The sequence below is a fragment of the Aerococcus sp. L_32 genome, assembly GCF_050689315.1.
This window is the reverse complement of record NZ_JBOEQF010000085.1, coordinates 1-8,862: the sequence shown is the minus strand read 5'-3', so window position 1 is coordinate 8,862 and position 8,862 is coordinate 1. Positions and strand designations below refer to the sequence as shown.

8 protein-coding genes and 1 other RNA gene are annotated in these 8,862 nt (G+C 42.4%); 4 read left to right on the top strand and 5 right to left on the bottom strand.

What is annotated here, in order from left to right; all coding sequences use genetic code 11:
• A partial coding sequence (locus ACRCJ0_RS07115; RefSeq protein WP_431390018.1) for a V-type ATP synthase subunit D occupies positions 1–532 on the top strand: 532 nt, incomplete at its 5' end.
• 488 nt (positions 533–1,020) lie between these two features.
• Positions 1,021–1,120, top strand: an RNA gene (gene ffs, locus ACRCJ0_RS07110) — signal recognition particle sRNA small type.
• A 64-nt stretch (positions 1,121–1,184) separates the two neighbouring features.
• Here the strand turns inward: ffs and ACRCJ0_RS07105 are convergent.
• The 3 genes from ACRCJ0_RS07105 to ACRCJ0_RS07095 form a co-directional block, all read right to left on the bottom strand.
• The gene (locus tag ACRCJ0_RS07105) at positions 1,185–1,883 is read right to left on the bottom strand and encodes a GAP family protein (RefSeq protein ID WP_431390017.1); all 699 of its coding nucleotides are present in this window, start codon (positions 1,881–1,883) and stop codon (positions 1,185–1,187) included.
• A 149-nt stretch (positions 1,884–2,032) separates the two neighbouring features.
• The gene (locus ACRCJ0_RS07100) at positions 2,033–4,885 is read right to left on the bottom strand and encodes a DUF3427 domain-containing protein (protein ID WP_431390016.1); all 2,853 of its coding nucleotides are present in this window, start codon (positions 4,883–4,885) and stop codon (positions 2,033–2,035) included.
• A gap of 42 nt (positions 4,886–4,927) precedes the next feature.
• A complete protein-coding gene (locus tag ACRCJ0_RS07095; protein WP_431390020.1) occupies positions 4,928–5,323 on the bottom strand; it encodes a (deoxy)nucleoside triphosphate pyrophosphohydrolase in 396 nt (131 codons plus the stop codon).
• A gap of 275 nt (positions 5,324–5,598) precedes the next feature.
• Between ACRCJ0_RS07095 and ACRCJ0_RS07090 the strand changes: the two genes are divergently transcribed.
• On the top strand, positions 5,599–6,597 hold the full coding sequence (locus ACRCJ0_RS07090; protein WP_431390015.1) for an NAD(P)H-quinone oxidoreductase: 999 nt from the start codon (positions 5,599–5,601) through the stop codon (positions 6,595–6,597).
• A gap of 172 nt (positions 6,598–6,769) precedes the next feature.
• Positions 6,770–7,558 (top strand): 2-keto-4-pentenoate hydratase, encoded by a 789-nt coding sequence (locus ACRCJ0_RS07085; RefSeq protein ID WP_431390014.1) that lies wholly within the window; start codon positions 6,770–6,772, stop codon positions 7,556–7,558.
• A 171-nt stretch (positions 7,559–7,729) separates the two neighbouring features.
• On the opposite strand, the gene ACRCJ0_RS07080 is transcribed toward ACRCJ0_RS07085, so the two are convergent.
• Both ACRCJ0_RS07080 and ACRCJ0_RS07075 read right to left on the bottom strand, forming a co-directional pair.
• Positions 7,730–8,647, bottom strand: a complete 918-nt coding sequence (locus tag ACRCJ0_RS07080; RefSeq protein WP_431390013.1) for an MBL fold metallo-hydrolase — start codon at positions 8,645–8,647, stop codon at positions 7,730–7,732.
• Positions 8,648–8,762: 115 nt separating this feature from the next.
• Positions 8,763–8,862, bottom strand: a 100-nt coding sequence (locus ACRCJ0_RS07075; protein WP_431390019.1) for a hypothetical protein, incomplete at its 5' end; no start/stop codon positions are given.

The window sequence follows — 8,862 nt, the reverse complement described above, 5'->3', positions numbered from 1 at the left end:
GGACGAATTAATGCGCCAGTTTATCGAACTAATCCAAGAAAATAACCAACTGCGCAATGAAGTAGAAGACGAATTGTCGGGTGCCTTAGGTAACTTCGTATTGGCCTCATCATCAATGAATGACGCCTTTATGGAAGAAATCGTGGCCTTACCAAGCAAACAAGTCAACTTAGAAATTGCCAAGAAAAATATCATGAGCGTTGACGTACCTAAGATGTCATTTTCATACGACGATGACAATCAAAAGAGCAACAACGAAGTGAAATATGGTTACCTAAACACATCTAGTGAATTAGACGATGCCATCGAAGTCTTGAACGATGTCATGCCTAAGCTGTTAAAATTGAGCGAAATAGAAAAAACGTGTCAATTAATGGCAACGGAAATTGAATCCACAAGACGTCGAGTAAACGCCTTAGAATACCGAATGATTCCAAACATCAAGGAAACCATCAAGTATATCCAAATGAAACTAGACGAAAACGAACGAGCATCAATCACGCGGATGATAAAAGTTAAAGACATGGGTTAATAATAGGATGTGAGAGGCGACGCCAAGAAAGGAAACGTTGGAAGATTAGCGATGAAGATGACGCAGTCATCTGCAAGCTAATCTGAAACGCAGTCCTTTCTGGAGACTCGAGCTCAACTTCACAGGGTGCGAGCGAACCCGACTAAGGGTGTAAGGCGCTAGGTAAGCAATGTTAGCTAGTCTAATTGTAACCTTATGCAGCTTTCGACTTGCACTTACTGATCATTCAAAATAGTTTTCAAAGTGAGAGATCAAATCAATTAAAACAATTGGTTTGGTCTCTTTTTTATACAGCAAAAAAGCCGATAACCGCTATACTAGTCGTCAGCTTCCTATGTTGCAATGTCGATTTTATTAGTTTTTGTCCAAGACACGTTTATGCTTGCTTGTCGCAAGTATACCTAATACGGTTAGTTTATGTTGGGGTTTAAAATTAGGGAAGAAGTCCTTTACAAAGCTTCCTTAAAAATGGTATAATTAAATTTGCCGAAAGGCCTTGCGGCAAGGGTAGAGATGTGAACCGGGTCAGATGGGGAACCAAGCAGCTCTAAGCATTGTCTATCCTGTGCTGTAAGTTAGTATAAATTTAAACGGCTAAACGCCAAACGCCAAGTGTGTCCATTCACGCTTGGCGTTTTTTTTATGGCCAATTTTAGAAAATTTGTATGCCGTACCCAAATAAGGCAACAGCAATCATAAAGAGGATAACTGGCAAAATGCGTGTGATAAAAAAGTCCATCCAGCCCGCAATTCGTGTATAAATAGTCGTTAAGTGGCTTTTAAAGAATAGGGACATTAAAAATAAGCCGTACATAGGTAATACAAACAAGATAAAGGAATAAAAGACCAGGAGTAACGTTGCTTGTAGATCGGTAATCGAAATAGTTGCATAGTAACTAAGTAAGGCTAAATATGGCGCTATTGAGGAGATTTCAGCTAGACAAGAGGCGATACCAAGCATGAATAATGCACCAGCTGATAAGTGCGTTTCTTCTGCTTGGGTAACGGCTTCCTTTTGCACCTCTTCCTGGCTTGTTGCAGGTTGGTCTTTATTCAAGTGGGTATAGATTAAATAAGCGATGATCAAAAGACTGGCTACCAACGCTGGGTAACGCCAGGTGTATGGATAATGGTGGTTAACCCAATTGAAGGCTTGGAAAATCCAATCAGAGAAACCAAAGTAGAAGGCTAAACCGATTAAAAAGTTTCCCAGACCAATGGGGAAGATAAAATACAAAATATGATATGGGGATTTAATTCTAGATTGTAAAATGAATTGCTGGGTGAGTGCAAAAGGATTAATGCCATCGATTAAGCCAGCAATCAAGGTCGTTGTAAAGACTACAAACATGATTTTCCTCCTAAAAAAACCGGACAGATATCCAAATAGCACACCTTCAATTCGAAGGGCCTATGTGCACTAGAATACCTATCCGGCGATAGTCGTTTTATAAATGTGTCTTTATCCTATCAAAAAGGGGATAGGTTGGCAACGTTAGTTTACTGTAGATAGTTAAAGAGATTTCTTGGAATAGTTTCTTTAAAATGCAAGTTCATCTCCACAACGTTCAGGGTTTCACCATCACCACTTGGTTTTTCAAGTTGGGTAAACGTCGAAACATCAGGTGTCACTTCACCCAAATAATAAAATTCTTTTCCTTCATCATCGTCCTTTTTAATGAACATATGAATTTGCCAGTCGTCCGCATCCTGTAAGATTTTCACTTCAGGAGAAGCCAGTGTCCTTGACGCTTTCGTGAACCAAGTCATCGTCTGTGGGTCTAACAAGGCATCTTCATAAGCGACTTGGGCACCAGTAAAGTCGTCGCCTTTATCCAGTGTCACAAAAATTGTAAAAATTTTCCGTTCCTTATCCTGAGTATAGCCTCCAATATTTCGGTCCACCATTTGCGTTTCCCATTTGAGCAGACGTAGGGCGTCACGACGTCTGTATTTTTGGTACAAGGTTAAGTCTGACGATTTATCATAACCGTCATTTAATAAGGTGGCCGTAGTAATTAAGTCATTTAAATGATGCAAAAAGGTCGAATCTTTCTTTGCTGACTGGAAGCCAGGGCTTAAGCTAATCCCCTCGTCTACTATGGCCACGACTTGCCCCGGTTGGTAAGTTTTCTTTGAACTACCGGCGTAATAATCGGTGGACAAGGTTCGCACCACTGACTGCACAGTAATAGGGTCATGGCTTAAGTCATGTTTGGTCAAAATGGTTTGAATCTTGGCCAAGCTTAAAGTATCTATACTTTCTTTAGCGAGCTCGCTCAATAAGACTAGTTCATGCGCTCGTTTGCCTGGTAAGATTTCTCGCGATAAAAACTTCAAGATATCATTGGCTGCTTTAGAAAGTGTACGGTCACTTTCCTTAATACTGACCAAGAAAGCATGGTAATTGTCCTTTTTATTGGCTAATAGACAAGGGTCGAAACTGTTGGTTGCTTCAAAATCAATCAACATTGGCACGCGCCCCAGTTCATTTTTCAAGCCTAGGTAGGCTTCTTTCAATTCTTTCATGGAGTCTAGTTTCACAGCATTTATAGAATCAAAGATCCGCTCTTTAGCGATGCTTTCGAAATTGATATTGGATAAACCGGAAATAAAGTTGGTGTTGACGGCCGTTTTCCGCATGGCATCCTTACTACGGTTTGAATTACCAGACAGGGCAACGGGGATCAGGTAGTTGTTCTTGTAGTTGCCGATGAAGTCGATAATATTCACGAACTCCTTACCATCATGCTTACGAAGCCCGCGCCCCATTTGTTGGACGAAGATGATGCTGGATTGGGTGTTACGCAACATGACCACCTGGTTGATTTCTGGAATATCAATCCCTTCATTAAAGATATCCACTGTAAAAATATAGTCTAAGAGACCTGAAGTTAACCGATTGACTTGCTTGGTTCGCACTTCTTGGCTGTCGCTACCAGATAGGGCGACAGTTTTATAACCACGGGCGTTGAATTTGTCGGATAGGGACTTGGCTTCCTCGTTACGGCTACAGAAGACCAGACCTTTGACCTTGTCTTTATCTAAACCATAGTAGGTCAACTTGTCCATGACATAATCGACCCGTTCATCTAGGATTAGGTTCTTCAATTGGGTGGTTTCAGAAATCAATTCGCCGTCTTTTTCGTAATCGGTCACCCCAAAGTAATGGAAGGGGGCTAGTAAATCAGCTTCAAGAGCATCTTGCAGGCGGATTTCATAGGCGATATTGTAGTCAAAGAGTTCATATAAATTATAGCCATCTGTACGCTCAGGTGTAGCCGTTAAACCGAGTAGGAATTTGGGTTTAAAGTAGTCAAAAATCCGCTGGTAAGACGCTGATCCAGCACGGTGGACTTCATCTACTAAGATATAATCGAATTCTTCTGGGTCAAATTGGTGTAAATGTTGGTCGCGGGTAATGGTCTGTTGAGTGGCGAAAATATACTTGGCTTGGCTATCCTTTTTATTACCTGTATAAAAGCCAAATAAATCATCTGGTTCTGCATGCATCACCCTTTTAAAAGAGGCCATTGCGGAATGTAAGATTTGTTCTCTGTGGACGATAAAAAGGACTTTTTCGGGTTTGGTTTCTAAGACATCAAAAGCCGCTAGGTAGGTTTTACCAGTCCCGGTAGCCGCGATTACTAAGCCACGGTCGGCGCCATTTTGCCGTAATTCAATAAGACTATCTAAGGCTGGCTGTTGCATCTTATTAGGCACGATAAAGTTATTGGCTGGGTCCAGTAAGATACTAGTATCACGGTATTTAGGCGGTTGGAAGGAATTGGCATATGCTTCAATCCAGTCTTCAGTTAAAGGCTGCGCACTCGCCCATTCCTTGTCTAAATGGGCCTGCATTTGATGGATAATGGCCCCGTGGTGGTAGGTAGTCAGTTTAACGTTCCACTCGTAATTGGTTTTTAAGGCATGGTTGGTCAAGTTTGACGACCCAATAATAAAGGAAGCGTGGTCCTTGTGTTCAAATAAATACCCTTTAGCGTGAAAAGCTTCTTTGTCAGAAATGCGGACTTCCAAATTAGGAACTTTCAGCAAGGCTCTGAAAATATCTGGTGAGTTAAAGTCCAAATAGTTCGAGGTAATTAACCGACCTTTTATCCCTCGTTGGCGTAAATCAAAGAGGTGGGTTTTCAGCGTATTGAGACCACTCTCCGTCACGAATGCCACAGAAAAAGTAAAAGTTTCGCTGGTATCCAATTCTTCCTGCAAGGTATTTAATAGGAAGGTATTCTCATCAGGTTGATTAATAATCAACTCAGGGTCATACTGAGCATGTCCTAACTGCCTCTGATCAATAAAAGCATGCCGCAAAGATTGTGCTAATAAATCCATATATACCTCCAAAATATCCTAAAATTTAGTCTACAATTCAACCTATAGAGTCATTTGGGATAACTTATTTACAGCAGGCAGGTCAGCTGGCGCCCAGTCTAAAGACTTCAATTCGCTAGGCTTCAACCACTTGAGGGCCTTATGTTCCGTCAAAAAGGGCTCACCTTGCTCAAGCTGGCAGATAATTGTTGTGAGGTGAACGCGTCCGAAATCATATTCGTAGGCTGATGTATCAAATATCTCTGGAGATACTTGAACCTGGATCTTTAACTCCTCTTCCAATTCACGTTTCAGGGCTCCTTGCGCAGTTTCGCCAGCTTCTATCTTCCCACCAGGAAACTCCCACAAGTAGGCTAAAGACTTCGCGCCCCCGCGTTGGGCACATAAAATTCGCTGGTCTTTAATCAAAATCGCCCCAACAACATAAATATCTTTCATCCGTATCACCTTTCAATCGTTTTTTACTATCATTAAAATCGGGTTCGACAAACCATAGATGACTGCGTTTCAGTTTAGGTTGAGCTGACATTGTCAGCCACTGCCCTAAACTTCCAACGTTCATCTATTAACGGTTTGTCTCGCACCTAGAATATATAGATCATTTTACCGGACCCTCATCAAATAAGAAAGATCATAAACTGCTTTACTTATCAATTGCCCACAAATGGTTTATGATGAAAGGGACGAACATACACAAAGAAGGAGTGGATTGGATGAAAGCTTGGATACTCAATCAAGCAGGTGGCCCAGAAAATTTTGAACTGCAAGAAATCGACAGGCCGATAGCGCAAGCGGGTGAGGCCCTAGTCAAGGTCAAAGCAATTGGGATTAACCGCCATGATGTCATGTCTAGAAACAGTTTGAAGCCGGATGCCAGCCTTGAAGACCGGGTGATTGGGATTGAGATTGCTGGTGAAGTGGTGGCTATTAATACAGACGGGACGGAATCCAGTCATGTTGCTATTGGAGACCATGTAGCGGGGATTATTACCCACGGCGCCTATGCCGAATACGCCCGCATCCCCCTGAGTCGTGCCATGATTTTCCCTAAAGACACGCCTTTTACAACAGCGGCAGCCATTCCAGAAGCTTTCATGACCGCCTACCAGACTATGTATTGGATCGGCGACTTGCATCAAGGTGAACGGATCCTTGTCCATGCAGCGGGTTCTAGCGTTGGGACTGCAGCTATCCAATTGGCCAACCACCTGTCCAAGGCGGAAATTTTTGCCACCGCAGGCCGTCAAGATAAATTAGACCTAGTTAAAGAATTAGGCGCCCAAACCACCATTAATTATAAGGAAGAAAATTTCGCCGACGTGATTTCTGAAGCCACTGGCAAAAGGGGTGTCGATGTCATTCTAGATTTCATTGGGGCGTCCTATGCTAATAAAAATGTGTCCGCTATCGGCCAAGACGGTCGCTGGGTTTTAATCGGCGTTCTTGGGGGCACAGAGGTTCCGGACTTTGATATGGGACAATTGCTCTTTAAGCGGGTTAAACTCCAAGGGACCTTGCTGTCACCACGCTCAGACGACTACAAGGCGCGCCTAGTAGCAGACGTTAATAAAGAAGTCGTGCCTTTAATTGCAGACGGTACTATTCAACCAGTGATTGACACGGTCATGGCTTTTGACCGCTTGCCAGAGGCCCATGAATATATGGAAGCCAATAAAAACTTAGGTAAGATCATTATCAGCTTGGAAGACTAAAGTTTCGTGATTTTATTGATGAAGTGATTTAGGGTGTTTGCCAGCAATCGGGGCGGATGCCCTTTTTTTATTAAAAATATATGAGAGTTCAGATTGCTTTATCTGTCAGTTTTGATACAATGGGGTTAATGTTTATCATTATTTCTTAATGAATCAAAAGGAGCTGACAGGTATGGAAGAGTCGAAGATGCAGGAGATTGCGCAGTATTTGTATGACGCGGAGAAGAATAAGACGGCGATTGATAATGTGACGGAGGTGTTTAATGTTTCCTTCGATGAGCAGGAGGCCTACGATATTCAGGATTTGGTTGTGGCTTTGAAGAAAGAAACGGACGGGAAGACGGCAGCTTATAAGATTGGTTTGACGTCACCAGCTAAGATTAAACAGTTGAATATTGATCAGCCGGTTTATGCCCACATCTTTGAGTATATGATTTCTTATGACGGCGAGCCTTTGTCAATGGAACGGTTTATTCACCCGCGTATTGAGCCGGAAGTGACCATTGTCTTGAAGGAGGATATCTACCAAGAGAATGTGACTTTTGAAGAGGTCATGGATAAGATTGACTATGTCTATTCTTCTGTAGAAATAGTAGACTCTCGCTATCACGGTTTCCGCTTCTCCTTGGAAGATGTGGTTGCTGACAACACTTCTTGCCAGGGGGCAGTTTACTCAAATACCCACTTCAGCTTAGACCAAGTGGATATCTTGAATGAGAAGGCTGTCGTTTATATCAATGGTGAGAAGATTGATGAAGGGGTCGGGAAGGATGTAGCCAACCATCCAGCCAATGCGGTGGTCTTCCTAGCCAACGCCTTGTATAAGCGGGGTGTGAAATTAGAGGCCGGCGTGCCAATTATGACCGGTGGAATGACCAAGGCGAACAAGATTGAAATTGGCGACAAGGTCGAAGTGAAATTCGATACCATGGATGACATTTCCTTTGAAGTAGTCGAATAAAGCAAAAGATAACCAGCAAGTGGGGTTCCAGAAACCTTTACTAGCTGGTTATTTTGTGGTCTTTTCAAAAAAATAACAAGTTTCTTCTATATAATAGGTCATTTGATTGACACCTTTATATAGAAGGAAACTTGTTGGTATTTATATTCAATTAACGAAGAGGCTTATTACTTAATTCGCAACAGCTGCTTCAACTTGTTTTGGGACCCGGTCTTGTTGGTCAGTGAATGGGATAAAGACATCGCGCGACGACTTCATAGCGTATTGGATGTTTTTCCCGTCTTCAGTATATTCAACCACGCGGTAGTATGGGTCATGGTAGAAGATAAAGCGGTAGTTGTTGGCTAGGGCTTCTGGCATCAAGTCTTGTTTGGCTGAAATCGAATCCATTGGGTAATCGTCTAGACCGCCGACCCAAAGTGGGTTTGTGTGGACGAAAGTAAGTAGGATATCCGCCATATGTAGCATGGTTTCGCCAGCTTGTTCAAGACGAATAATCGTATGACCTGGGCTGTGACCACCTGTAACTTCCATGGTAATCCCTTCAGCAATCATAATGCTATCCTTAAAGGTTTCTACTTGCCCTTGAATTGCTTCCCAGTTTTCTTTCGGATAAGTATTTTTAGTCCGTGCATTCGGATGTTTTACCGCATCCCACTCAATATCAGAGATATAAATCGTGGCATTAGGGAAGGTTGATTGCCATTGATCATCTTCAAAGTAAGTCAAACCGCTAGCGTGGTCGTTATGCATATGAGTCATCATCACGACGTCAATATCTTCAGGTGTAATCCCCAGTGTTTCAAAGTCTTCTTGGATGCTACCTTCTTGTTGTAGCCCAACATTTCGTTTCCCTTTTTCATTGAATTTATCCAAGTTAAAGGATGCATCAATGATGTAGTTTTTCCCTTGGTATTGGATGACAATCGGGTCACAAACCTCAGCCACTTGGTTTTTATCATTATATGGATAGTAGCGGCCCCAAAGCGTTCTTGGTACAGGACCGAAAATCGTCCCGCCGTCAGTGCCAATCATCGCGCCGTTCATCCAAGATAGGGTCATGTCGTGGAAAGTATATGTGTCAATCATAGTAAAAATCTCCTTTATATATGTGCTTTAGCTTTTAGCTGGTTATCAGTTTTTAAATACGACTCATTTTTCAATTGTCAAAAGGGGTTTAGCCCTTAGCTGGTGTCACAGCCGATTAATAGTTACCTTCGATAATCATCGATATTCCTTGGCCACCCCCGATACACAAGGTAGCTAGGCCATAAGTAGACTGGCGTTTAACCATTTCGTGGACT